General features: G+C 71.5%; 21 protein-coding genes and 1 tRNA gene. 6 read left to right on the plus strand and 16 right to left on the minus strand.

What is annotated here, in order from left to right; genetic code table 11:
- The 5 genes from ACIA3K_RS09115 to ACIA3K_RS09135 form a co-directional block, all read right to left on the minus strand.
- Complete coding sequence (locus tag ACIA3K_RS09115; protein WP_396800073.1) at nucleotides 1-651, minus strand: histidine phosphatase family protein; 651 nt, start codon at nucleotides 649-651, stop codon at nucleotides 1-3.
- Nucleotides 652-718: 67 nt separating this feature from the next.
- Nucleotides 719-1,138, minus strand: a complete 420-nt coding sequence (locus ACIA3K_RS09120) for a VOC family protein (protein WP_355050955.1) — start codon at nucleotides 1,136-1,138, stop codon at nucleotides 719-721.
- A 34-nt stretch (nucleotides 1,139-1,172) separates the two neighbouring features.
- Nucleotides 1,173-1,574: a helix-turn-helix domain-containing protein gene (locus tag ACIA3K_RS09125; protein ID WP_396800074.1), complete on the minus strand. Its 402-nt coding sequence runs from the start codon at nucleotides 1,572-1,574 to the stop codon at nucleotides 1,173-1,175.
- Nucleotides 1,571-2,608 carry a hypothetical protein gene (locus ACIA3K_RS09130; protein WP_396800075.1) on the minus strand — a complete coding sequence of 346 codons (1,038 nt, stop codon included), beginning with the start codon at nucleotides 2,606-2,608 and terminating at the stop codon, nucleotides 1,571-1,573. The genes ACIA3K_RS09125 and ACIA3K_RS09130 overlap by 4 nt, the downstream gene beginning before the upstream one ends.
- A 104-nt stretch (nucleotides 2,609-2,712) precedes the next feature.
- A tRNA-Thr gene (locus tag ACIA3K_RS09135) sits at nucleotides 2,713-2,786 on the minus strand.
- A gap of 340 nt (nucleotides 2,787-3,126) precedes the next feature.
- Here ACIA3K_RS09135 and ACIA3K_RS09140 point away from each other — a divergent pair.
- Both ACIA3K_RS09140 and ACIA3K_RS09145 read left to right on the plus strand, forming a co-directional pair.
- Nucleotides 3,127-4,218, plus strand: coding sequence for an ABC transporter ATP-binding protein (locus ACIA3K_RS09140; RefSeq protein ID WP_396800076.1), 1,092 nt, complete (start codon nucleotides 3,127-3,129; stop codon nucleotides 4,216-4,218).
- 171 nt (nucleotides 4,219-4,389) lie between these two features.
- Nucleotides 4,390-4,965 (plus strand): hypothetical protein, encoded by a 576-nt coding sequence (locus tag ACIA3K_RS09145; protein ID WP_396800078.1) that lies wholly within the window; start codon nucleotides 4,390-4,392, stop codon nucleotides 4,963-4,965.
- Between the two features lie 49 nt (nucleotides 4,966-5,014).
- Here the strand turns inward: ACIA3K_RS09145 and rlmB are convergent, their stop codons facing one another.
- Nucleotides 5,015-6,145, minus strand: coding sequence for a 23S rRNA (guanosine(2251)-2'-O)-methyltransferase RlmB (gene rlmB, locus ACIA3K_RS09150; RefSeq protein ID WP_355050959.1), 1,131 nt, complete (start codon nucleotides 6,143-6,145; stop codon nucleotides 5,015-5,017).
- The gene (gene cysS, locus ACIA3K_RS09155; protein WP_396800079.1) at nucleotides 6,145-7,560 is read right to left on the minus strand and encodes a cysteine--tRNA ligase; all 1,416 of its coding nucleotides are present in this window, start codon (nucleotides 7,558-7,560) and stop codon (nucleotides 6,145-6,147) included. Before cysS ends, rlmB begins: the two co-directional genes overlap by 1 nt.
- Nucleotides 7,561-7,623: 63 nt before the next feature.
- On the opposite strand from cysS, the gene ACIA3K_RS09160 reads away from it, so the two are divergent.
- Nucleotides 7,624-8,316, plus strand: a complete 693-nt coding sequence (locus tag ACIA3K_RS09160) for an IclR family transcriptional regulator (RefSeq protein ID WP_396800080.1) — start codon at nucleotides 7,624-7,626, stop codon at nucleotides 8,314-8,316.
- A 182-nt stretch (nucleotides 8,317-8,498) separates the two neighbouring features.
- Nucleotides 8,499-9,515: a hypothetical protein gene (locus tag ACIA3K_RS09165; RefSeq protein WP_396800082.1), complete on the plus strand. Its 1,017-nt coding sequence runs from the start codon at nucleotides 8,499-8,501 to the stop codon at nucleotides 9,513-9,515.
- Between the two features lie 188 nt (nucleotides 9,516-9,703).
- On the opposite strand, the gene ACIA3K_RS09170 is transcribed toward ACIA3K_RS09165, so the two are convergent.
- The 3 genes from ACIA3K_RS09170 to ACIA3K_RS09180 all read right to left on the minus strand — a co-directional run bounded on the left by ACIA3K_RS09170 (nucleotide 9,704) and on the right by ACIA3K_RS09180 (nucleotide 13,201).
- On the minus strand, nucleotides 9,704-11,395 hold the full coding sequence (locus ACIA3K_RS09170; protein WP_396800084.1) for a S8 family serine peptidase: 1,692 nt from the start codon (nucleotides 11,393-11,395) through the stop codon (nucleotides 9,704-9,706).
- A gap of 96 nt (nucleotides 11,396-11,491) precedes the next feature.
- Nucleotides 11,492-12,214, minus strand: a complete 723-nt coding sequence (locus tag ACIA3K_RS09175; RefSeq protein WP_396800085.1) for an HAD family hydrolase — start codon at nucleotides 12,212-12,214, stop codon at nucleotides 11,492-11,494.
- Nucleotides 12,215-12,244: 30 nt separating this feature from the next.
- Nucleotides 12,245-13,201: an EamA family transporter gene (locus ACIA3K_RS09180; RefSeq protein ID WP_396800086.1), complete on the minus strand. Its 957-nt coding sequence runs from the start codon at nucleotides 13,199-13,201 to the stop codon at nucleotides 12,245-12,247.
- A gap of 86 nt (nucleotides 13,202-13,287) precedes the next feature.
- Between ACIA3K_RS09180 and ACIA3K_RS09185 the strand changes: the two genes are divergently transcribed.
- A complete protein-coding gene (locus ACIA3K_RS09185; protein ID WP_396800087.1) occupies nucleotides 13,288-13,833 on the plus strand; it encodes a CGNR zinc finger domain-containing protein in 546 nt (181 codons plus the stop codon).
- Here the strand turns inward: ACIA3K_RS09185 and ACIA3K_RS09190 are convergent.
- From ACIA3K_RS09190 to ACIA3K_RS09200, 3 genes are all read right to left on the minus strand, one after another.
- Complete coding sequence (locus ACIA3K_RS09190; protein ID WP_396800088.1) at nucleotides 13,800-14,387, minus strand: GNAT family N-acetyltransferase; 588 nt, start codon at nucleotides 14,385-14,387, stop codon at nucleotides 13,800-13,802. The two genes, ACIA3K_RS09185 and ACIA3K_RS09190, sit on opposite strands and share 34 nt — an antisense overlap.
- Before the next feature lie 182 nt (nucleotides 14,388-14,569).
- Complete coding sequence (locus ACIA3K_RS09195) at nucleotides 14,570-14,752, minus strand: DUF397 domain-containing protein (protein WP_396800089.1); 183 nt, start codon at nucleotides 14,750-14,752, stop codon at nucleotides 14,570-14,572.
- Complete coding sequence (locus tag ACIA3K_RS09200) at nucleotides 14,743-15,555, minus strand: Scr1 family TA system antitoxin-like transcriptional regulator (RefSeq protein ID WP_396800091.1); 813 nt, start codon at nucleotides 15,553-15,555, stop codon at nucleotides 14,743-14,745. The genes ACIA3K_RS09195 and ACIA3K_RS09200 overlap by 10 nt, the downstream gene beginning before the upstream one ends.
- A gap of 346 nt (nucleotides 15,556-15,901) precedes the next feature.
- On the opposite strand from ACIA3K_RS09200, the gene ACIA3K_RS09205 reads away from it, so the two are divergent.
- Complete coding sequence (locus tag ACIA3K_RS09205; RefSeq protein WP_396800093.1) at nucleotides 15,902-16,195, plus strand: hypothetical protein; 294 nt, start codon at nucleotides 15,902-15,904, stop codon at nucleotides 16,193-16,195.
- A gap of 88 nt (nucleotides 16,196-16,283) precedes the next feature.
- Here the strand turns inward: ACIA3K_RS09205 and ACIA3K_RS09210 are convergent, their stop codons facing one another.
- The 3 genes from ACIA3K_RS09210 to ACIA3K_RS09220 all read right to left on the minus strand — a co-directional run bounded on the left by ACIA3K_RS09210 (nucleotide 16,284) and on the right by ACIA3K_RS09220 (nucleotide 22,636).
- Nucleotides 16,284-17,693, minus strand: coding sequence for a class II fumarate hydratase (locus ACIA3K_RS09210; RefSeq protein WP_396800095.1), 1,410 nt, complete (start codon nucleotides 17,691-17,693; stop codon nucleotides 16,284-16,286).
- A 35-nt stretch (nucleotides 17,694-17,728) separates the two neighbouring features.
- Nucleotides 17,729-20,707, minus strand: coding sequence for a BTAD domain-containing putative transcriptional regulator (locus ACIA3K_RS09215; RefSeq protein ID WP_396800299.1), 2,979 nt, complete (start codon nucleotides 20,705-20,707; stop codon nucleotides 17,729-17,731).
- A 261-nt stretch (nucleotides 20,708-20,968) separates the two neighbouring features.
- A complete protein-coding gene (locus ACIA3K_RS09220) occupies nucleotides 20,969-22,636 on the minus strand; it encodes a fumarate hydratase (RefSeq protein ID WP_396800096.1) in 1,668 nt (555 codons plus the stop codon).
- Between the last annotated feature and the right edge of the window lie 83 nt (nucleotides 22,637-22,719).

Here is a 22,719-nt window from a genome sequence, read left to right on the forward strand (position 1 = left end):
TCACACGAGGTAGTCCGGGGGAAGACCGGTGCCGCGCAACTCGACCGGCAGGTGCGCCACGTCGTTGACGGCGATCAGGTTCGGTGGCCCGGCAGGGCCGTACCGGATGACGGTCAACCCGGCGTTGTGGTGGTTCAAGCCCAGCCACCACCGCTCCGGCGCGTCGAGCGCATGCCGGACCAGCCAGGCGATCAGGAAGGTGTGCGTCACCACCAGCTCGCGGACCGGCTCCCCCACGGCCGCCGCCTCGTCGACCTCCGCCGGCCCCGTGAAGCGCCGCACGGCCTCCGCCGTCACGCGCGGCCCGTCGGCCCGCTCGGTCGCCGAGAATCCGGCCAGGAACTCGGCGTACGCCGACGGCAGGCCGGTCGGGTCCGTGTCGTGCGGGAGGTGGTCACCGGCCAACCCGGTCGCGTACACCGGAACCCCGGGCAGTGCCGCGGCGACCACCTCGGCGGTCTGCGCGGCCCGGCGCAGCGGCCCGTGGTGGACGGCCGCGAACGACCGGCCCCGCAGGCGCTCGGCGAGCAGCGCCGCCTGCCGCCGGCCGCGCTCGGACAGGCCGGTGTCCGGCTCGGTCGAGCCCGTGTCGGCGTGCCCGGCGAGGTCCTGCTCGCCGTGGCGGGTCAGGTACAGCAGCCGCGTCCGCATGCCGTACACCCCAACACACCGGAGGGCGCGGTGCTGGCCCGCGCCCTCCGGTTTCTTGATCTTGTAACTACGCCCGGGGGAACATCTGGCCGATACGGATCTTGTTGCCGAACGGGTCCCGGATGCCGAAGTCGATCCCGTACGGACGCTCGGTCGGCTCGTCGGTGATCTCGACGCCCTTCGCCACCAGGTCCTCGTGGGTCTTGTGGGCGTCGTCGGTGGTCATGAAGAGGTACCCGCCCAGGGCACCCTTGGTGAGCAGCTCCCGCACCTGCTCGGCCGTCGCCGGGTCCAGCGCCGGCGGGCCGGGCTTCTCCAGCAGGATCTCGCGCTCCGGGTCACCGGGCAGGTTGACCGTCAGCCAGCGCATGAAGCCGAGATCCTGATCGGTGTTGACCTCCATGCCGAGCTTGTTCACGTAAAAGTCGAGCGCCTCGTCCTGGTCGAGGACGTAGATCTGAGAGCGGCTGATCGCGTTCATCGTCATGCCACGACCGTAGAGGGTGGCCCTGACCTGCTGCTTATCCAAAACTGCTGGGACGCGTCCACGCCTTCGTGAAGCAGGACGGCACGTTGCCGGCGGCCGCGCGGCGACGCCGGAATTCCGAGGGCGGCTCACCGACGATCTGCCGGAACGTCCGACTGAACGTGCCCAGGCTGCCGAAGCCGACCGCGTAACAGATGTCCGTCACGTCCCGGTTCGTCTCCACCAGCAGCGTCATGGCCCGCTCCACCCGGCGGCGTTGCAGGTAGCGGTGCGGCGTCTCACCGAAGGTCGCCCGGAACGTCCGGATGAAGTGCGCCTCGGAGACGTGCGCGATCCGGGCCAGCGCCGGGATGTCCAACGGTTCGGCGTACGACCGGTCCATCGCGTCGCGGGCGCGCAGCATCGCCCGGTTGGACTCCTCCACGGCCCGACTCACCGGGGGCCGCCCGGCGGCAGGACCGGTGTCTGCGTCACGTCCTGATCGCGCAGCTTGGCGTAGACGACCTCGGAAGTGAACCCGCCGATGAACCCGATGGCCAGCACGAAGAAGACCAACCTCCGAGCCGCGTCACCGTCGAGCAGGCCCGGGTTGGTGGCGAGCTGCGCCGCCACGAACAGCAGGAACGCGATGACACCGGCCGCCGACCCCAACGCCGCCGCCCGCAGCCAGTTGCCGTTGCCGTCGTACGCGTTGCGCACGATCGCACCCCACACCGACGCGATCATCGGCGCGGCCACCAGGACCGCCAGGTTCTGCCACCCACCGGCCGGCGCGGCGTACGCCAACGGGATCGTCGCCAGGGCGAGCAGCAGCAGGACCAGCGCGGTCACCAGGCCGGCCACCGTACGCCGACCAGCGGCGCGTTCCTCGTCCGCGCGGCGCCGCACCTGGGCGCAGAGCGCGGTGACGATCGGGCCGGCCGCGTTCGGCTGCCAGGGTCGGGCCAGCAATGCCACCTCCTCCTCGGTGGCGACACCACGCTCGTTGTTGAGTCGCTGCCACGTCTTCTCCGCGCCGCCGCCGAACGCCGCGACCGCGGCGACCGGGATACGACGGGACAGGCCGATGAGCCCCGCGATGAACGTGGAGCGCCCGCCGCCCACCAGCAGCAGCGCGTCAGCCGTCAGCAGCGACCGGTAGAAGCTGACCTCCCAGTCGTCGGTCGACTCGGGCACGACGGCGAACACCTCCGGATGCCGCTGGGCCTCCTCGAAGTCCACGTCCTGCTGGTACCGGCCACGAACCAGGATCGACCCGGACGTCGCCCGCCCGGAGCCCACGTAGCCGCGTACGACGTCGCGTTCCAGGTAGTCGGGATCGCTGGAGTACACGACGATCCGGCAACCCTGCCTCGCGAGCTCCGAGCCCAGCTCGGCCGCCGCGGCGGGAGCGGCCTCCGGATCGCGTACGGCCGGCGAGTAGGAGCGGTTGACCTGGGCGCTGCCGGCGATCGCGACGAGCGGGCTCATGCGACTCCTCGACGTCGGTGTTACCCGAACTATAGGAGTGGCCGACCATCGATCGCCTGTGCCGGCCGCGCGGTCGGCGCGGCCGGGCTGCGCCAGATATTCTGAGCCCCCGGCCGGGATCGAACCGGCGACATCTCGCTTACAAGGCGAGTGCTCTGGCCAGCTGAGCTACAGGGGCGCGTGTGTCGACGCCAGCATAGCGACTGACGTCCGGATATCCCGCTCGCGAGTGCTCCCGAGCACGGGAAACGTCAACAACCCGACGCCCCACGCCGCACCGCGACGTCGATTGATGCCTTGCCGTGCCCGACTGCCCGTAATGCGTAGGCATTGGGTCACTTCCGCGGGTCCCTCGTCTTGGCAGCACGGGGAAAGCCAATTACGGTGAAGTGACACGGGCGACAGCCCGGCCGCCCCCGCGACCGACTGCCGTCCGCTGACCGGCACGGGCTCGTGCCGGTCGCTCCTTCACTCGGATCGTCCGGCACGTTCCTGCCGGTGAAAGGAAGCGCACCACCATGGCTACGGTCACCTATTCCAAGGCGTCCCGGATCTACCCGGGCACCGAGCGTCCCGCCGTCAACGAGCTGAACCTCGAGATCGGCGACGGCGAGTTCCTCGTTCTCGTCGGCCCGTCGGGTTGCGGCAAGTCCACCAGCCTGCGGATGCTCGCCGGTCTGGAGGACGTCGACGCCGGCTCGATCTACATCGACCAGCGCGACGTCACCCACCTTCCCCCGAAGGCCCGCGACATCGCGATGGTCTTCCAGAACTACGCCCTCTACCCGCACATGACGGTGTACGAGAACATGGCGTTCGCCCTGAAGCTGCGCAAGACCTCCAAGTCGGAGATCGACCGGCGGGTCAAGGAGGCGGCCGGGCTGCTCCAGCTCGAGGAGTACCTGAGCCGCAAGCCGAAGGCGCTCTCCGGCGGTCAGCGTCAGCGTGTCGCGATGGGCCGGGCGATCGTCCGCGAGCCGCAGGTCTTCCTCATGGACGAGCCGCTGTCGAACCTCGACGCCAAGCTGCGTGTGCAGACTCGTACGCAGATCGCGTCGCTCCAGGCCAAGCTGGGCGTCACCACCGTCTACGTGACGCACGACCAGGTCGAGGCCATGACCATGGGTCACCGGGTGGCCGTGCTGCTCGACGGTGTGCTCCAGCAGGTGGACACCCCGCGGGCGCTCTACGACACCCCGGCGAACGTGTTCGTCGCCGGCTTCATGGGCTCGCCCGCCATGAACATCAAGACCGTTCCGCTGAACGAGCGGGGCGCCGAGTTCGCCGAGCTGCAGATCCCGCTGACCCGGGAGCAGGTCGAGGCGGCCCGCGCCGAGGGTGGCGACGGCAAGGTCACCGTGGGCTTCCGCCCGGAGGACTGCGAGCTGGTCAGCCCGACCGAGGGCGGCATGCCGGTCGTGGTCGAACTGGTCGAGGACCTCGGTTCGGACGCCAACGTCTACGGCCACGCCGCGCTGGGTGGCAACTCGGAGCGCTTCGTCGTCCGTACCGACCGGCGCAGCATGCCGAACATGGGTGACACCGTCTTCGTCAAGCCGGTCGCCGGTCGCAGCCACGTCTTCCACGCCGCCACTGGCAGCCGGATCTGACGTAACGCCGTACCCGCGAAGGGGCGGTCCGCTGCGGCGGGCCGCCCCTTTCGTCGTACCCGGGAGGGGTCGTCATCCCCGGGAGCCAGCGCGAGCGTGGCTCCCCGGGGTGACGCGGCGGGATGTGTCGTGTCCCTAGCGTTCGCGGCACACCGAGCCCGAGGAGACGCCGTGTCCGCCACCACCACCGCCACCGTTCACCGGAACCGGATCATCCGCCGGGCCGGCCGCAGCCTCGCCTACTGCGCGACGCTGATGCCGGTCGCCCTGTTCACGCTGGCCACCACCCCGGTGGGCGGGGCCGACGCCGCCGTCGCGCGGTGGCGGGGCCTGCGGACCGGCCTGCTCGGCGCACCCCCGATGGCGCTGCCCGGCCGGCGAGCCGGCGCGCTCGCGGTGCTCGGGCACGCGCTGCTCAGCCTGCTGCTTGGCCTGGTGGCCCTGCTGCCGATCGGCGTCGAGCTGTTGATGGTGCTGCGCGGCGTCCTGTACGGGGTGGTCGATCCCGGCCCGTACGACCACTCCTGGGGCGGCCCGAGCCGGGCCGGCGCGTGGCTGGCGCACTTCCTCGTCGGCCTGCCAATGGCGGCCGCCGGGCTGGCCGCGTTGATCGGCATCGCCGCCGTGCACCAACGACTGACCCGACGCCTCGACGGGGAGCGGGGTCCGGCCTGGCTGCTGCCGACCACGCTGTTGATGGCGGTGGCCGGGGCGGTCTTCTTCGTCGCCTGGCTCCACCAGATCTGACGGCGAAGCCCCCTCCCGCAACTGGCGGAAGGGGGCTTCGTCGACGTCGTTACAGCTCGACCGAGCGGCGGCGGGCGACCTCGGCCAGGGTGACCGCCGCGGCGACGCTCGCGTTGAGCGACTCCACCTCGGAGATCATCGGGATGCTGACGGTCAGGTCGCAGGTCTCCCCAACCAGCCGGGACAACCCACGTCCCTCGGAACCGACGACCACCACCAGCGGGCCGACGGCGGCCTCCAGGTCGTACAGGTCGGTGTCGCCGTCGGCGTCCAGGCCGACCACCATGAAGCCGGCGTCCCGGCACGCCTTCAGCGACCGGGTCAGGTTGGTGACCTGGGCCACCGGCACCCGCGCGGCCGCGCCGGCGCTGGTCCGCCAGGCGGTCGCGGTGATCCCGGCAGCACGACGCTCGGGTACGAAGACACCCTGCGCGCCGAACGCGGCGGCCGACCGGATCACGGCACCCAGGTTGCGCGGGTCGGTGACCCCGTCCAGCGCGACCAGCAACGGGGCCTGCTGCTCCAGCGACGCGGCCACCATGTCCTCGAAGGGCTGGTACGCGAACGGCGGCACCTGCAACCCGACGCCCTGGTGCAGCACCCCACCGGTCATCCGGTCCAGCTCGGCCCGGCTGATCTCCAGGTTCGCGATGCCCCGGTCGGCGGCGGTCCGGATGATCTCCTTGGTCCGCTCGTCCACGTCGATGCCCTGGGCCGTGTAGAGCGCCGTCGCCGGCACCTGGGCGCGCAGCGCCTCCAGCACCGGGTTGCGCCCGACCAACAGCTCCGGGGAGTCCTTCGACGGGTTGGACTTGCGCCCCGGGGAGACCCGGGGACCGGACCGCGAGGTGGGCTTGCCACCCCGACCGCCGGTCGCGCCACGACCGACCGGTACCCCCCGACCGCCACCCTTGCCCCAGGTGGTGTCCTTGCTGCCCGGCTGACCGATCTTCGGGGCACGCCCCTCCTCGGCCGCCACCCGGCGCTCCTTGTCCTGCTTCCAGGCGGTGCGCTGCGGCAGCTTCTCGGTGCCCGAGTAGCCCTTGTGCCACGGCCGCTCGTCAGCGGGCAGGGTGCGACCCCGCCCGGCCAGGGAGTCCTTGTTCTTGCCGCCGGAGCCCTTGGGGGCACCCGCCTTCGACGTCAGTCGCCGGCCACGGCGCTGCGAGTTGCCGGCCATCAGTCCTGCTCTCCAATAGTCCAACGGGGGCCCTGGGGGGTGTCCTCGACCACCACGCCGGCCAGCTTGAGCTGGTCACGTACCGCGTCGGCGGCAGCCCAGTCCTTGCGGCCCCGGGCCTGCGCGCGCTGCTCCAGGGCCAGCGCGATCAGGGAGTCCACCACGGCACGGAGATCATCGGGTCGGCCGCCACCGGTCCAGGCCGGGTCGAGGGGGTCGATCCCGAGGATATCCAGCATTGCCCGTACGACGGCCAGGGTGGTGCGGACAGTCACATCGTCACCCGCGCTCAGCGCGGTGTTGCCGTCCCGAAGGTGCTGTTGCAGCACGGCCAGCGCGGCGGACGTGTTGAGGTCGTCGTCCATCGCCGCCACGAACCCGGCCGGCAGGTCGCCCAACTGCCCGGCACCGACCCGCTCGGCCGCCCGCTGGACGAAACCCTCGATCCGGCGGTACGCGGTGGCCGCCTCGCGCAGCGAGTCCTCCGAGTAGTCGATCACCGAGCGGTAGTGCGCGGCGGCGTAGTAGTAGCGCAGCTCCACCGGCCGCACACCGAGCGAGTCGACGTACGCGAGGCCCAGGGCGTTACCCGCCGACTTACCCATCTTGGCCCCGCCGATGTTGAGCAGGCCGTGGTGCACCCAGTAGCGGGCGAACGGCAGCCCGGCCGCCTGGGACTGGGCGATCTCGTTCTCGTGGTGCGGGAACGTCAGGTCCAGACCACCGCCGTGGATGTCGAACTCCGGGCCCAGGTAGCGCCAGCACATCGCCGAGCACTCGATGTGCCAACCCGGGCGGCCCAGCCCCCACGGGGACGGCCAGTACGCGTCCGCCGGCTCGTCCGGCTTGGCGCCCTTCCAGAGGGCGAAGTCGCGCGGATCCCGCTTGCCCCGGTCCGGCGCGTCGCCGGCCGACTGCATCGCGTCCGGCGACTGACCCGACAGCGACCCGTACGCCGGCCAGGACGCCACATCGAAGTAGACGTCGCCGGAGCCGTCGGTGGCCGGGTACGCGTGCCCGTCCGTGATCAGCTTGGTGATCAGCTCGTGCATCTCCGGGATGTGCCCGGTGGCGCGCGGCTCGTAGGTGGGCGACAGCACGTTCAGCGCCCGGTACGACTCGGCGAGGATCAACTCGTTGGCGTACGCGATCGACCAGAACGGCCGACCCTGCTCACCCGCCTTGACGAGGATCTTGTCGTCGATGTCGGTCAGGTTGCGGATGAAGGTGACCTCGTAGCCGGCGGCCAGGAACCAGCGCCGCAGCACGTCGTAGTTGACGCCGGAGCGAAGGTGACCGATGTGCGGCGGGGCCTGAAGGGTGAGACCACACAGGTAGACCCCCACCTTGCCGGCTTCCCGCGGGACGAAGTCCCGCACCGATCGGGTGGCGGTGTCATACAGGCGTAGCGTCACCGTACAAGGGTAGCCGTCCGCGCCTGTCCGGGTCCGCCGGTGCCGGGTCGTACGCTGCCAGGCGTGGACGCGACCGCACACCCCGTCGAGCCGCCCGCTCCCACCACGCAGGCCACGCCCGGGCGGGCCGGCGAGACGGCACAGACCCTCGACCGTGGCCTGCGACTGTTGCACCTGGTCGCCGACGCGCCGGCCGGGCTGACCGTCACCGAGGTGGCGACGCGACTCGGCATCGGGCGGGCGGCCGTCTACCGGCTCGTCGGCCCGCTGACCGGGCACGGCATGCTGCGCCGGGGCAGCGATGGCCGACTCCGGATCGGCGCAGGCGTGCTGCACCTGGCCCGACGCGCCCAGCCGCTGCTCGCCGAGGGAGCGTTGCCGGCGCTGCGCCGACTCGCCGAACAGGCCGGCGCGACCGCCCACCTGACCGTGGTGGACGGCGGTGAGGGTGTCGCCCTGGCGGTGGTCGAGCCGAGTTGGACGTCGTTCCACGTCGCGTACCGGACGGGGGCTCGACACCCCCTGGACCGGGGCGCGGCGGGTCGGGCCATCCTGGCCGGGCGAAGCGGCGCGGCCGAGCCGGTGAGCAGCAGCGGCGAGTTGCAGTCCGGGGCGTACGGGGTGGCCGCGGCGGTGCTCGGCGTACCGGGTCTGGAGGCCAGTGTCGGCGTCGTCGCCCTCGCCCCGCTGGACGTCGACCTGGTCGGCCCTCAGGTGCAGGCCGCCGCAACGGCGGTGGCGGCCATACTCTGCTGACCACTCGGGTTCCTGGAAGTCGGGCTGTCCGGGTCGCCGCGACGCCCCGGCTTCCAGGATCCCGCCCGCCATAGCAGGATTTCCGAGGCGCTTCGTGGTTTTCCACAGGCGGTGGCGAGGCCCTCGGCGGGGTTGTCCACAGGGGTTTCGGGCGGGTGGCGGCCGGCAGCACGCTGCTCGGCATGCCACCACGTCCGTACCGACCCGACGCCCTGACCTGGCAGGTCTTCCGCGGCTCCGACGTCGTCCGGGATGGCCTGCTCACCGAGCACCAGCTACGCAGCAGCGCCTGGGTACGACTTCGCCACGACATCTACGCCGACGCCCGACTGGACCGGGACCACGCCCTGGCCTGCCGCGCCGCGCTCCTGCGGCTGCCGCCCGGGGTGGTCGTGGGTGGTCCGTCGGCCGCCTTCCTGCACGGTGTCGAGCACGCCGCCGCCTTCACCGACGACGTGCACATCCTCGCGCCCCGACCGTTGCGGGTCGGCGCCCAACGCGGCCTTCGGGTGCATGTCCACACGGCGTCCGAACACGCCGCCACCGGCCGGCGCGTAAGCGGTCCGATGTCTGAACGGGCGGCCCCCTGTCCGCCGGCGAGCGGTCCCTCGAAGGCGAGACGCCCGACCGGCGCGACCCGCCCACCGGGACCGGATCGCCTAACGCGCAGCCCGCTGCCCTGCTCGGGCCCCGCGCGGTCCGCCTGGGAGACGGCGGTCTGGCTCGACCCGGTCCGCGCGCTGCCCATCATCGACACGTTGCTCGGGCGGGGACTGACCGACAGCGCCGCGCTGGCCAGGGAGGCCGCCCGCAACACGGACCGACCCGGGGCTCGCCGGGCGGACTGGCTCTTCGACCTGGCCGACGGGCAGGCCCAGTCCCCGCCGGAGTCCCAGCTACGGGCGCGGTTGGTGCTGGGCGGCCTGCCGCGCCCCGTCGTCCAACATCCGGTACGCCTGCCCAACGGCGTGGTCCTGCACCCCGACCTGGCGTGGCCCACCTACCGCGTGGCAGTGGAGTACGACGGGCAGTGGCACTCCGACATCGACCAGTTGCACCGTGACCGCCGACGGCTCAACCTGCTGGTGGGCGCGGGTTGGTTGGTGCTCCACGTGACCAGTCGGCGGATGCACGCCGAGTTCCCGGCGGTGCTACGCGAGGTGCGCGCCGCCCTGAACGCCCGCGGCTGGCGACGGTGAACACCCGTGGCGCGGCAGTGAACGCCCGTGATCGACTCGGCTTCTTGGAGACCGGGCTATCCGGGGCGCCGCGACAGCCCGCCTTCCAAGAACCCGAGTCGATCATCCGACCCCCGCCCCGACGCGGCCCACGCCCGACGCGGCAGGGCCCGGCCGACGAGCGTCGACCGGGCCCTGCAGGCGGTGCGTTACGGGCGTGCGTTGAGCTTGAGCGGGGTCTTCACCGCCGCGTAGGCGTCGATGATCCCGTACCCGTAGAAGCCGTTGAAGTTGAGCCCACCGGCGCAGTACGCGTCGAAGGTCTCGTCACGGTCCTCGTTGCGGTACTGCTGAAGGCGCGGCTCCGGGCAGGCGTGCTCGGCGGCCGTGCGGTACAGGTGCTGCTCCACCTGGTCCGGGGACATGCCGAAGCCACCCCGGCCCTGCGGCTTGCCGTACCGGCTGACGATCAGCGCGGCCACACCGGCGGCGTGCGGGGACGCCATCGAGGTGCCCTGGAGGTAGGTGTAGTAGCCGCACTCACCGTTGGCCTTGCACTGCTTGAAGACGGACTCCTCGAACCCGGCGACGATGTTGCCGTCGGCGTCGACCGAGCCCTCCTCCTGGAGCACGTGCTTCGGGTAGGACGACAGGATCATGTTGGCGTCGGCGCGGTAGCTGTCCGTGCCGAAGCCGTCGCGGAACCAGCCGCCCGGCGCGGCGACCGAGATCTGCTCGGTGCCGTAGTTGGAGTAGTCGGCCTTCTTGCCGGACGGGCCGACCGACGACACGCCGATCACGTGCGGGCCCTCGGTGGGCAGGTCCCAGCAGCTGTTGTTGTCGATCGGGCGCGGGTACGGGTCGGCGCCGTAGTCCGGGCTGGACGTGTCGGTGCGCGGCGCGCCCAGGTCCTCGTGGTTGTTGCCGAGTGCGCCGACCAGGGTGACGCCCTTGTTGTGGGCGAAGACCAGCGCCCGCTTCATGGCCTTGATGATGGCCCGCTGCTCGGCCTGCGCCTCGGGCGAGTCGGCCGGGTTGGCGGTGCAGTTGTAGAGCCACGGGTCGACGTAGAACGACATGTTGACCACGTCGATCCCGTTGCGGCCGGCGTAGACCAGGGCGTTGACGACCGGGTCGAGGAAGAAGTAGCCGGAGTCCTGGCCGCCCTTGAGCTCGACCAGCGACACGTTCGGGGCGACACCGGAGAGGCCGAAGCCGTTGGCGGCGGCGCCGATGGTGCCGGCCACGTGGGTGCCGTGCCCGCCGTCGTCGGTGCCGACCGGGTCGAGGCAGCTCGGCACCTCGCAGGGGCCGTCCACGTCGATCAGGTCGGGTGCGAAGTTGCGCGACAACGCCCAGTTGAAGTTGGGCGCGATGTCCGGGTTGCTGGCGTCGACGCCGGTGTCCAGCACGCCGACGGTCACCCGACGGTCACCGGGCTCGATCTTGCGGGCCTTGTCGGCCCGGATCATCTCCAGACCCCAGAGCTTGTCGTCGAGCGGGTCCATCTTGGCCCCGCGCCGGGCGGCGGCAGCGCCGGCGGCGGCCTTGGTGGCGGCCGTCAGGTGCTCCTGCTCGACCCGGTCCAGCTTCGGCTTGCGGCCGATGGCCTTCTGCTCGGCGGCACCGACCAGGGTCGGCGCGGCGGCGGCCCGGGCCGCGAAGTCGGCCCGGTCACTGGTGACCTGGAACATGCCGACCTCGTCGGACGAGGACACCACCGTGCCGCCGGCGGCCCGGATGGCGGCGACCGCCGTGTCGGCGGCGACCCCGTCCTCGGCGACCACCGTGAAGGTGCGGGACGTGCTCGGCGCGGCGCTGGCAGGTACACCCAGGCCCGCTGCCGTAAGTGCCAGTACCGCCGCGGTCGCGACGGCACCGACGGTGAAGCGCTTGCTCACCACATCGAATCCTCTCGTTGAGGGACGTGGCGTCATCACACAACACCCGGCGGGTTCCCGCCAGATGAACGTCCGTTATGCCGGTGAATCTGTCCTTCATCCGCCCTGGCCGACGGCCAGATCCACCCGGTCGGACGATGCCGCCGGCAGATCCGACAGGACAGTGGGCAGTTCGGCCAGGGTGGACACCGCCGCGTCCGGGATGAGACCGGCCGGACGGGGCAGCCCGTGCCGGTTCAGCCACACCGACCGCAGGCCGGCCCGTCGGGGCGCCACCACGTCGTGCTCCCACGAGTCGCCGACGTACACGATCTGCTCGGCGGGCACCCCGGCAACCTCGACCACCGCCGCGAAGAACTCCGGGGCGGGCTTCTTGGGCAGGCCGTTCTCGTGCGCGTACACCTCGAAGGCGAACTCGCCGGCGAGCCCGCAGCGTTCGGCGCGGCTGTTGCCGTTCGTGGCGAAGCCCAGCGTGTACCGGCGGCGCAGCGCCACCAGTGCCGGTGGGACGTCCGGGAACGGCCGGGTGAGGGCGAACCGGCGGGCGAAGAAGAGGTCGGCGATCTCGTCGAGGTGGTCGCCGAGGCCGGCGCGGGCCAGCGACCGGGCCAGCGCGGCCCGGCGGATCTCCATGACCGGAGCGGCGCTCAGCTCACCGAAGACCGCTCCCCAGTCGGACTCCAGCTCGGCGAGCGTCACGCCGGCCGCGTCCGAGGTGCGACGCCGCATCTCGTCGAGGACGGCCGACAGCCCGCCGGTCACCGCGGGCCGCAGGTCGAGCAGGGTCTCGTCGGCGTCGAACACCACAGTGGTCAGCACGTCCGCCACTCTCTCACCGGGCGGCCGACCTCACCGGGTGCCGGCCGTCAGCGCGGGCTCCGGCGCGGCGGGCGCGGGCACGCCGCGCAGCTCGTCGAGGCGTACCAGAGCGACCCCGGCGACGATCAGCAGGCCACCGAGGAGTTGCCAGGCGGTCGGGAGTTCGTCGAGGAACAGCCAGGCGATGAGTACGGCGAACAGCACCTCGGTCAGCCCGACGAACGACGACAGCCGCGGCCCGAGGATCCGGTTGCCGGCGATGCCGGCCAGGTACGCGATCACGGCGGCGACGAGGGTGAGCCCGACGATGGGCAGCAGCCAGGTGGTGCGGTGCCCGGCGAAGGTGACCTCGCCGAACGTGGCGCGCAGCGGCAGCAGCCCGGTCACCCCGATGAGCAGCAGCACGGCCGCGCCGACGGCCATCCCGCCGCTGGCCATGGCGACCGAGGGCAGGCGGGGGTCGACCCGGCCGGCGAGTACGAAGTAGCCGGCCAGACCGAACGCGGCGCCCAGCCCCCAGACCACGCCGACCGGGTCGAAGGCGGCGTTGCCGGTGAGGTCCAGGACGAACACCAACCCGCACAGCGCGGCAACGGAGCCGGCCACGGTGAGCCGCCGGGGGCGCTGGCCATGCCGCAGCCACATCCAGCCGACGACGAGGATGATGCCCAGGTATTCCAGCAGGAGCGCGATGCCGACCGGCAGGTAGCGCACCGCGTTGAAGAAGCACACCTGCGCCAGGGCGACCCCGAGCAGGCCGAACATCACGACCGCGGAGCTGTTGTCGCGCAGCACGTGCCACCTGCCGCGCAGCGCCAGCAGGGCGGGGATCGCGAGCACCAGGGCGGCCACCCCGACCCGGGCGACGACAGCGGCCTCGGCCGACCATCCGGCCTCGATGAGTGAGCGCGCGAAGGTGCCCGAGGTGGCGAACGTGACGGCGGAGAGGAGCGCCAACGCGGCGCCGACGGCGGGTCGTTGCGGCATCTCGCGCTCCTCGCTGCGGCACGTGTGTCATGGGCAAACTATCCTTGTGCCCATGACGCTAGGCGGCCACCGTGACAGGAGTCAAGTTGCTATTCGCTCATGACACCGAATGCTCGCTGATCGCCGCCACCGCGCTGGTCAACACCGGAGGCCGCGACGGCGAGCTGCTGCCCGACGTCGCCGCGCTGGACGCGTTCTTTCTCCGGCACGCCTACAGCGGACGGCACGAGCACACCGACGCGGAGCTACACGCCGTACGACAGTTGCGCCCCCGCCTGCGCCGCATCTGGGACGCCGAACCGCCCGAGGTCGTCGACATCATCAACGGCCTGCTCCGCGAACACCGGGCACTGCCGCAGCTCATCGAGCACGACGACGAGCCGTACCACCTGCACGCCGTGCCCCGCGACGCGCCGCTGGCCACCCGCATGGCGGTGGAGGCGGCCATGGCCATCGCCGACCTGGTCCGGACCGGCGAGCTGAGCCGGCTGCGCATCTGCGAGCACCCGGACTGCGACAACGTCGTCGTCGACCTGTCCCGCAACCGGTCGCGGCGGTTCTGCGAGGCCGGCTGCGGCAACCGCGCCGCCGTGACCGCCTACCGGGCGCGCAAGGCCGCCGGCCGGTCCTGAGCGACGTCGGCGGCCAGCAGCTCGTACTCCACCTCGCCCTGCTCGGTCCCCGGGATCGGGTCGTCGAAGTCCAGGTGGAACGTGCGCACGTAACGCAGCCCCGCCTTCTCCATCACCCGGCGCGACCGCTCGTTCACCGCCATCGTCTGCGCCCACACCCGGCGCACGCCCACCACGTCGAGCGCGTACCGGACCAGCGCCCGGGACCCCTCCGTCGCCAGGCCACGCCCCCAGGCCGCGCGGCGCAGCCGGTAGCCCAACTCGGCCTCGGTGCCGTCCGCCGACGGGTCGAGCGCGAACCACCCCAGGAACTCACCGGACGCCCGGTCGAGCGCCGCCCAACGCCCCAGGCCGGGATGCCGCTCGTACTGGGCGAGCAGCATGGGCAACTGCTCGTCCCGGATCGCCTCCAACGGGGTGGCGACGCCGCCGGTCAGGAACCGCATCACCTCGGGATCGCCGTCCAGCTCGACGAACGCGTCCACGTCGGCCATCGTCAACCGGCGCATCCGCAGCCGCTCGGTCGACACGCCATCGCCATCGCCGTCCCGCATGCCCCGCATCATCCCGCCGCCACGCGGACACCGTCGAGCCGATTACCCCGCAGGCCGCCGCGGTTTTCCGCAAGATCCGCGCAACTTCGGGGAAACTGCTGCCTCACGCCGCGCGGAAGCAGCAACAACGGTGAAGTTGCGCAGGAAACCCCGCGACCACCGTCGCGGGCAGGGCGGTCGCGTCAGCGCGGGGGCGCGACCACGAAGAGCCGCCAGGAGTACGCGTCGACCACCAGCACGGGTCCGTCCGGGTCCTTACTGTCCCGCACCCCGACCACGCCCCCCAGATCCGTAGCCACCTCGACGCACTGGTCGTTGGAACCACTGCGGCTACTCTTTCGCCACTGGGCTCGGGTCAGCTCCACGACTCCGCCACTTCTCTCAGCAACTCGATCGACTCCTGCGGAGGTAACGCCTGCCCGAGGGTCGCTTCCCAGGTCCATTGTAGGTGGAGCAGATCGGCCGGCAGATCGAGTTCCTGGCCACCGATCTGACCACCAAGGTAGGCAAGGTCGCTGTGGTCGGCAAGCGTGGCGAGTATGAACGGGCCGTTCAGGCCGGGATATTCCTCCGCGCTGCGCGGCACCACATGTAGCTGCACCCGAGGATGCTCGGTCCCCAGCCGAGCCAGGTGCAGGGCCTGCTCACACATCACCTTGCGGCCGCCAACGCGCCGCCGCAGAACAGCCTCATCGGCTACCGCGACGAGGTGCGGCGGTCGGTCCTGGTAAAGAACCTGCTGGCTGTCCAGCCTGTCCGCCAGCCGACGCTCCACCTCTTCGGCATCGAGCAGCCGATCGGACTCGAAGATCGCACGGGCATAGCCCTCGGTTTGCAGCAGCCCAGGAATGTGCAGCGGGTCGAACCACCGCAGCGCCCGCGCTTCCGCGAGGATCGCACGCCAACCACGCAGCCAGACCTGAGCCTTGTCCAGGCTGACCAACTCGGTGGACATGCGGCTGAAGAGGCCGCCGGTGTCCAGGGCGCGGTCGAGGAGTTCCAGGTACTTCGCGGTGGGCGGCTGCTGGCCCAGCTCGACCGCGCTGACCATGGACGGCGAGTAGTTGACCGCCTTGGCCAGCTCGTCCTGGCTCCAGCCTCGGCGAGCCCGCGCCCGGCGCAGCTCCGCGACCAGGAACGCCGCCGCCGTCATCTGCCCATCGGCCATGCCCGACCACTCTCCAACCCGCCGGCGATCAATTCCAGACGGCCAACAGAGCCGGCACCACCCGGAAACAGGGCAGCCCCGACAGGTCGGCCGAACCCTTCCGACCGTAGTCGTCCGATCACCAGACTGTGAAGTGCGACGCCGCTCCCCGTCCCCCGGGCCAGCGGCATCGCCCGGGACCGCCCGAACCCCCGTGCCGGGCGGTCCCACCCCGCAAGATCGTGCTCGATCGTGGAAACAGTGGCCTCCGGACGTGCCGAGGCCACTACATCCAGGATCGAGCACGATCTTGATCGGGTGCGGGGGTGAGGTCGCCAGCGATTCAGCTCGAAAGGACTCCCACACCATGTCCCGGAACGTCTCGGACGACCGCGCGGCCGTACCCCGTCGACCGCACCTGCCGTTGCGGCCGTTGTGGCTCTGCCGGGTCTGCGCCGCGCCGTGGCCGTGCCCGGTGGCCCGACTCGCCCTGCGCCAGGAGTACGCCCACGACCGGATCGCCCTGAGCATCTACCTGTGCACGATCCTGCACGACGCGGCCGCCGACCTGTACCGGCTCAACCCGCACGACGGCCCGGACCCGAAGGCCCTCTACATGCGGTTCCTCGCCTGGGCGACACCGCGCGGGGACCCGCCCTGAAGACGCTCGTCGGCTGCGTCAGCCGCGTCGGCGCGCGCTGCGCGGCGGCCTCGGCACGTCGGCCGGCGAGGAGTCGCCCGGCAACCGGTCAGGGGTGGGTCATCCGGAGCAGGTCCAGCGTCTCGTCCAACTGGGTCTCGGTGAGCTTGCCGGAGTCGACGTGCCCTCGGGAGATGACGACCTCGCGGATCGACGCCTGCTTCGCCAGCGCCTCCTTGGCGATGGAGGCGGCCTCGTCGTACCCGAGGTAGCGGTTCAGCGGGGTGACGATCGACGGTGAGCCCTCGGCGTACGCCAGACAGACCTCGGCGTCCGCGACCAGGCCAGCCACCAGGCGGTCGGCGAACAGCCGACTCGCGGCGGCGAGCAGCCGGATCGACTCCAGCAGGTTGCGGCCCATCACCGGGAGCATGACGTTCAGCTCGAAGTCGCCCTGGGAGCCGGCGAACCCGACTGTCGCGTCGTTGCCGATGACCTGGGCGCAGACCTGCCGCATCGCCTCGGCGACCACGGGGTTGACCTTGCCCGGCATGATCGACGAGCCGGGCTGAAGGTCGGGGATGCGCAGCTCCCGCAGGCCGGCCTGGGGGCCGGAACCCATCCAGCGGATGTCGTTCGCGACCTTGTAGAGGCCCACCGCGATGGTACGGAGCTGCCCGGAGGTCTCCACCAGGGCGTCGCGGGCGCCCTGCGCCTCGAAGTGGTTACGGGCCTCCGACAGTGGCAGCCCGGTCGACTCGCGCAGCTTGCCGATCACGGCGGCGGCGAAGCCGAGCGGCGTGTTGATGCCGGTGCCCACGGCGGTACCGCCCAGCGGCAGTTCGGCCAGCCGGGGCAGCGAGCCCTCCAACCGCTCGATGCCGTAGCGGACCTGGGCGGCGTACCCGCCGAACTCCTGCCCGAGGGTGACCGGAGTGGCGTCCATCAGGTGCGTACGCCCCGCCTTCACCACCGTCTCGAACTCGGACGCCTTGCCCTCCAGCGCCTCGGCAAGGTGGGTCAGCGACGGCAGCAGGTCCTCGGCGATGAACTGGGTGGCGGCCAGGTGGATCGAGGACGGGAACACGTCGTTGCTGGACTGGGACGCGTTGACGTGGTCGTTCGGGTGCACCGGCGAGCCCAGCTCCCGGCTCGCCAGGGTCGCGATCACCTCGTTGGCGTTCATGTTGGACGACGTCCCCGAACCGGTCTGGAAGACGTCGACCGGGAACTGGTCGTCGTACCCACCGTCGGCCACGTGCGCCGCGGCGGCGGCGATCGCGGCGGCCACGTTGGCGTCGATCACGCCCAGCTCGCCGTTGACCTCGGCCGCCGCACCCTTGATCTGGGCCAGGGCCTTGATCTGGGCGGGCTCGATGCCCCGGCCGGAAATCGGAAAGTTCTGCACCGCGCGCTGCGTCTGCGCCCGCCACAGCGCCTCGGCGGGCACCTCGACCTCACCCATCGAGTCGCGTTCGATCCGGTAACCGGTCGCCTCTGGAGTCGTCACGCGTACCATCCTGCCGCGCCCACGGCCGAACCGCAGATGATCCGTCAGCCCAGCTCGGCGAGCAGCCGCTCCACCTCGTGTCGCTCCGGCACGTCGATCTGCCGATACAGGTCGAGCGCCCGGGTCAGGTGGGCGCGGGCTGCCGCCCGGTCGGTCGTACGGAGGCACCGGCCGATGCCCTCCAGCGCCCGGCCCTGCTCGTATCGAGCGCCGAGTTGGTTCGCGTCGGCGAGTACCCGGCGGTGCAGATCGAGGGCACTGGTCACGTCGCCCTGGGCCAAGATGGCCCTGGCCAGCAGGTTGCGCGAGCTGCACTGGGCGACGCGGTCACCAGCCTCGGTCATCGCGACGAGCGCCGAGCGGTGCAGCCCGGCGGCCCGCTCCGGGCGGCCGGCCTCGCGTTCCATCACCCCGATCTCGTTAAGCAGTTCGCCCTCGCCGAACCGGGCGCCCACCTGCCGCTTCATTCTCAGCGCGGCCCGCAGCAGCCGGCCGGCCGGTACCCGATCGCCCAGCCGGTGCCGGGCCATCCCGAGATGCCCCACGGCGTTGCCGATCCGGCGCGGGTCGCCGATCTCACGGGCGATCCCCAGGTGCTTGCGGGCCGTGAACACCGCCTCGTCGAGCCGACCCCACAGCAGCAGGGTCAACGACAGGTTGTTGAGTTCGTTCGACAGCGCGGCCGTGTCGCGCATCCGCGTCGCCAACTCCCGGGCGGCGTCGTAGCACTCCAGAGCCTGCTGGAACTCGAAGTTGGCGGCGTACGAGATCCCCAGGTTGCCGAGTGTGTTGCGAAATTCGCGGCGCAGACCGAGCCGGCGGAAGATGTCGAGCGACCTCTTCATCACCCGGATCGCCTCGGGAAAGTCGCCCAGCCGGTAGTGGGCCGACGCGAGATAGTTGAGCAACGTCGCCACCGCCTTCTCGTCGCCCAACCCCTCCGCCGCGCGCAGGCCGGCGTAGTGCGTCTCGAGCAGCTCGTCCAGGCGGCCGCTCTCGAACTGGGCGTACCAACATGCCCTGGCCAACTGCCAGCAGTAGCGAAGGAAGCCCTCCGTCTCGGCCAGGCGGACCAGGGCGGGCCACAGGGCCAGGTTCTCGTCGAACCAGGCTCGGCCCTGCTCGGCGACGCTCACGGCCAGGTCGGGCCGGAGCGGCTCCGCCACCACGAGCAGCGGACGAGCGGCGGACAATTCCCGACTGCGGGCGATCGCCGTGGCGACGTGCAAGTGATGATCAAGCAGTCGCTCGATGCCGTCCCGCCGCTCGGCAGCCCGCTCCGGCTCGGCGACCAGGGTCCGGGCGTACTCGCGAACCAGGTCGTGCAACCGGTACCGCCCCGGCTCCGCCTCCTCCACCAGGTGCGCGTCTACCAACTCGTCCAGCAGATCCTGTGCATCGGGCAGGGGCAGTTCGGCGAGGGCGGCGGCGACCGGGGTGTCGAACCGTACCCCCGGGTGCAGTCCCAGCAGTCGGAACGCGCGCTGCGACGGCGGCGAAACTTGGGCGTACGACAGGGCGAAGGCCCGACCGACGGACCGGTCGCCGGCCTCGAACTCGGCCAGCGGGTCGGGTCGGGTCGTCAGTCGCTCGGCGAGATCGGCGACACGCCAGCGGGGCCGATGGGCCAGCCGGGCACCGGCCAGCCGGATGGCGAGGGGCAGGTGACCGCACCGCCGCACCACCTCGGCTGCCGCTTCCGGTTCGGCAGCCACCCGGTCGGAACCGACCACGTGCCCGAGCAGTTCGACCGCCTCGTCCGGGTCGAGCACCGGCAGCGAGAATGGCCGCCCCTCGTCCACCCCAACCAGCCGGCGACGGCTGGTCACCAGGATCAGACAGTGCGAGCCGTTGGGCAACAGCGGTGTCACCTGGTCGGCGGTGCCGGCATTGTCCAGCACCAGCAGGGCCCGCCGGCCGGCCAGCTCCGTACGCCACAGCGCCAACCGGTCGTCCTGGTTCGTCGGCATCCGGTCGCTGGGCACGCCGAGTTGCCGTAGCAGGGTGGCCACCGCGGCGGACGGGGTCAGCGGGGTGCGTTCGCTGTGGCCGTGCAGGTCGATGTAGAGCTGCGCGTCCGGATAGCTGTCCGCGAGAGCGGTAGCGGCGTGTACCGCCAGCGCGGTCTTGCCGCTGCCGGCCATCCCGTCGATGAGCTGGATGTGCGCGCCGGCCTCCACGTCCTTCACCAACCGCGCGAGCGTCTGCTGGCGACCGGTGAAGTCGCCGATCGCGCGGGGCAGCGACCGCACCGGGGCCGAGGACCGCACCTCCCGCCCGGCCAGGGCCAGGTCACCGGCGAGTACCCGCTGGTGCAGCTCCTGCAACTCGGCCCCCGGTTCGAGCCCCAGCTCGTCGGCGTAGAACCGTCGGCCCTCCCGGTAGACCGCGAGCGCGTCCGCCTGCCGACCCACCGAGGACAACGCGAGCATCAGTTGAGCCCGCAGCCGGTCCCGCAGCGGATGCCGATCGACGCTCTCGGTCAACTCCTCGATCAACTCGGCGGCCCGCCCGAGGCGCAGCTCGACGTCGACGCACTCCTCCAGCACGGTCAGCCGCTGCTCGTCCAGCGCCTGCGCCCGGCGACGGACGCTGCGGCTGGTGATGCCGCTCAGGGCGGGCCCCCGCCACAGGGCCAGGGCCGCCCGGAAGTGCGTACGGGCGTCGACCAGGCGACCGGCCGCACCGGCCGCGCGGGCCACCTCGACGCCACGGGCGAAGAGGTGCGCGTCCACATCGGCGGGGGCGGTACGGACGCCGTACCCGGCCGGGTCGGTGACGATGGTCTCCGGGGTCAGCCCCAGCTCGGCGAGGCGACGCCGCAGCCGCGACACGCAGGTCTGCAACTGGGCACGCGCGGTGGCCGGTGGATTCTCCTCCCAGACCGCGTCGATCAGCTCCTCGACCGGCACCAGCCGTCCGGCACGCAGCAGCAGCATCGCGAGCACGACCCGGTCCCGGCCCGCGGTGACGGTGGACTCGCCACCGCCGACGCGCAGAGGCCCCAGGATTCCGAACCGCATCTGCTCCCCCGTGTTCATGGCACAACGTTCAGCAGCGTAGTCCGGCGGTCACAGGTCGACGAAGTCCGGTGATAGTGATGTGAGAGCGGATCGAGTGTGGTGCGCCGCAGACTTGTTCCAAGGTTGCCGGTGACGACATCCGACGGGGGCGGTGCGCCCGTCCCACCCCCCAGCGGGCGGGCGTACCGATGTCGGTGGAGGTGCTACCGACGCGAGAGGCGCCAGGCGTCATGCCTGGCGCCTCTCGGCGTGACCCAGCGGTCAGCGGCGGCCGATGGTGAGCACCGGCTTGGTGACCTCGGCGAAGAAGTCGTTGCCCTTGTCGTCGACGACGATGAAGGCGGGGAAGTCCTCCACCTCGATCTTCCAGACCGCCTCCATCCCCAGCTCGGGGTATTCGAGCACCTCTACGTGCTTGATGCAGTCCTGGGCGAGCCGGGCCGCCGGGCCGCCGATCGAGCCGAGGTAGAAGCCGCCGTACTGCTGGCAGGAGCGGGTCACCTGACCCGACCGGTTGCCCTTGGCCAGCATCACCTGCGAGCCGCCGGCGGCCTGGAACTTCTCCACGTACGCGTCCATTCGGCCGGCCGTGGTCGGGCCGAAGGAGCCCGACGCGTACCCCTCGGGCGTCTTCGCCGGGCCGGCGTAGTAGACGGCGTGGTCGCGCAGGTACTGCGGCATCGGTTCACCGGCGTCCAGCCGCTCGGCGATCTTGGCGTGGGCGATGTCCCGGGCCACGACGAGCGGGCCGGACAACGACAGGCGGGTCTTGACCGGGTACTTGGACAGCTCGGCGCGGATCTCGTCCATCGGCCGGTTGAGGTCGACCCGGACGACCATCTCGGCGTCGAGCGCATCCTCGGTGACCTCGGGCAGGAACCGCGCCGGGTCGGTTTCGAGGCGCTCCAGCCACACGCCCGACGGGGTGATCTTGGCGACCGCCTGTCGGTCCGCGGAGCAGGAGACCGCGATCGCCACCGGGCACGACGCGCCGTGCCGGGGCAGCCGCACCACCCGTACGTCGTGGCAGAAGTAGCGCCCACCGAACTGCGCGCCGATGCCGAAGTTGCGGGTCAGCTCCAGCACCTCCGCCTCCAGCTCCAGGTCGCGGAAGCCGTGGGCGCTCATCGAGCCCTGCGCCGGAAGGGCGTCCAGGTACTTCGCGGAGGCGTACTTCGCGGTCTTCAACGCGTACTCGGCGGAGGTGCCGCCGATGACGATGGCCAGGTGGTACGGCGGGCAGGCGGCGGTGCCGATCAGCCGCAGCTTCTCCTCCAGGAACTGCATCATCCGCGTCGGGTTGAGCAGCGCCTTGGTCTCCTGGTAGAGGTACGACTTGTTGGCCGAGCCGCCGCCCTTGGCCATGAAGAGGAACTTGTACGCGTCCGGGTGTCCGTCCGGGTCCTCGGCGTACAGCTCCACCTGGGCCGGCAGGTTGCTGCCGGTGTTCCGCTCGTCCCACATGGTCAGCGGGGCGAGCTGGGAGTAGCGCAGGTTGAGCCTCGTGTACGCCTGGTAGACGCCCCGGGAGATGGCCTCGGCGTCCGCGCCGTCGGTAAGCACGTGCCGGCCACGCTTGCCCATCACGATCGCCGTGCCGGTGTCCTGGCACATCGGCAGCACCCCGCCGGCGGCGATGTTGGCGTTGCGCAGCAGGTCCAACGCGACAAACCGGTCGTTCGGCGACGCGGCCGGGTCGTCGATGATCGCCCGGAGCTGCGCCAGGTGCGCGGGACGCAGGAAGTGGGCGATGTCGTGCATCGCCTCGGCGGTCAGCGCGGTCAGCGCGGCCGGCTCCACGGTGAGGAAACGACGGCCCCCCGGGCCGTGCACGACGTCCACGCCCTCGTCGGTGACCAGGCGATATTCCGTCTGGTCGGGGCCGGTCGGCAGCAGGGGGGCGTACGAGAATGCGGCGGCACTGCTCATGAGCGGCAAGCCTAGGGCAGACCGGTCGATCATTCCCACCCGCCGGGCTGGGTCTGGGACGCCGCTCTCATCCGCCGAGGTCG

Origin of the sequence: Micromonospora sp. NPDC051543 (assembly GCF_044454415.1) — a bacterium.
In the GTDB taxonomy this organism is placed as follows: Bacteria; Actinomycetota; Actinomycetes; order Mycobacteriales; family Micromonosporaceae; genus Micromonospora.

Coding starts and splice junctions, on each gene's coding strand:
- ACIA3K_RS09220 (WP_396800096.1), bottom strand. CDS start 22,636: ATGAGCAGTGCCGCCGCATTCTCGTACGCCCCCCTGCTGCCGACCGGC.
- ACIA3K_RS09130 (WP_396800075.1), bottom strand. CDS start 2,608: ATGAGCCCGCTCGTCGCGATCGCCGGCAGCGCCCAGGTCAACCGCTCC.
- ACIA3K_RS09190 (WP_396800088.1), bottom strand. CDS start 14,387: ATGCGGGACGGCGATGGCGATGGCGTGTCGACCGAGCGGCTGCGGATG.
- ACIA3K_RS09140 (WP_396800076.1), top strand. CDS start 3,127: ATGGCTACGGTCACCTATTCCAAGGCGTCCCGGATCTACCCGGGCACC.
- ACIA3K_RS09120 (WP_355050955.1), bottom strand. CDS start 1,138: ATGACGATGAACGCGATCAGCCGCTCTCAGATCTACGTCCTCGACCAG.
- rlmB (WP_355050959.1), bottom strand. CDS start 6,145: ATGGCCGGCAACTCGCAGCGCCGTGGCCGGCGACTGACGTCGAAGGCG.
- ACIA3K_RS09115 (WP_396800073.1), bottom strand. CDS start 651: ATGCGGACGCGGCTGCTGTACCTGACCCGCCACGGCGAGCAGGACCTC.
- ACIA3K_RS09205 (WP_396800093.1), top strand. CDS start 15,902: ATGTCCCGGAACGTCTCGGACGACCGCGCGGCCGTACCCCGTCGACCG.
- ACIA3K_RS09210 (WP_396800095.1), bottom strand. CDS start 17,693: ATGGTACGCGTGACGACTCCAGAGGCGACCGGTTACCGGATCGAACGC.
- ACIA3K_RS09180 (WP_396800086.1), bottom strand. CDS start 13,201: ATGCCGCAACGACCCGCCGTCGGCGCCGCGTTGGCGCTCCTCTCCGCC.
- ACIA3K_RS09165 (WP_396800082.1), top strand. CDS start 8,499: ATGCCACCACGTCCGTACCGACCCGACGCCCTGACCTGGCAGGTCTTC.
- ACIA3K_RS09200 (WP_396800091.1), bottom strand. CDS start 15,555: ATGGCCGATGGGCAGATGACGGCGGCGGCGTTCCTGGTCGCGGAGCTG.
- ACIA3K_RS09215 (WP_396800299.1), bottom strand. CDS start 20,707: ATGCGGTTCGGAATCCTGGGGCCTCTGCGCGTCGGCGGTGGCGAGTCC.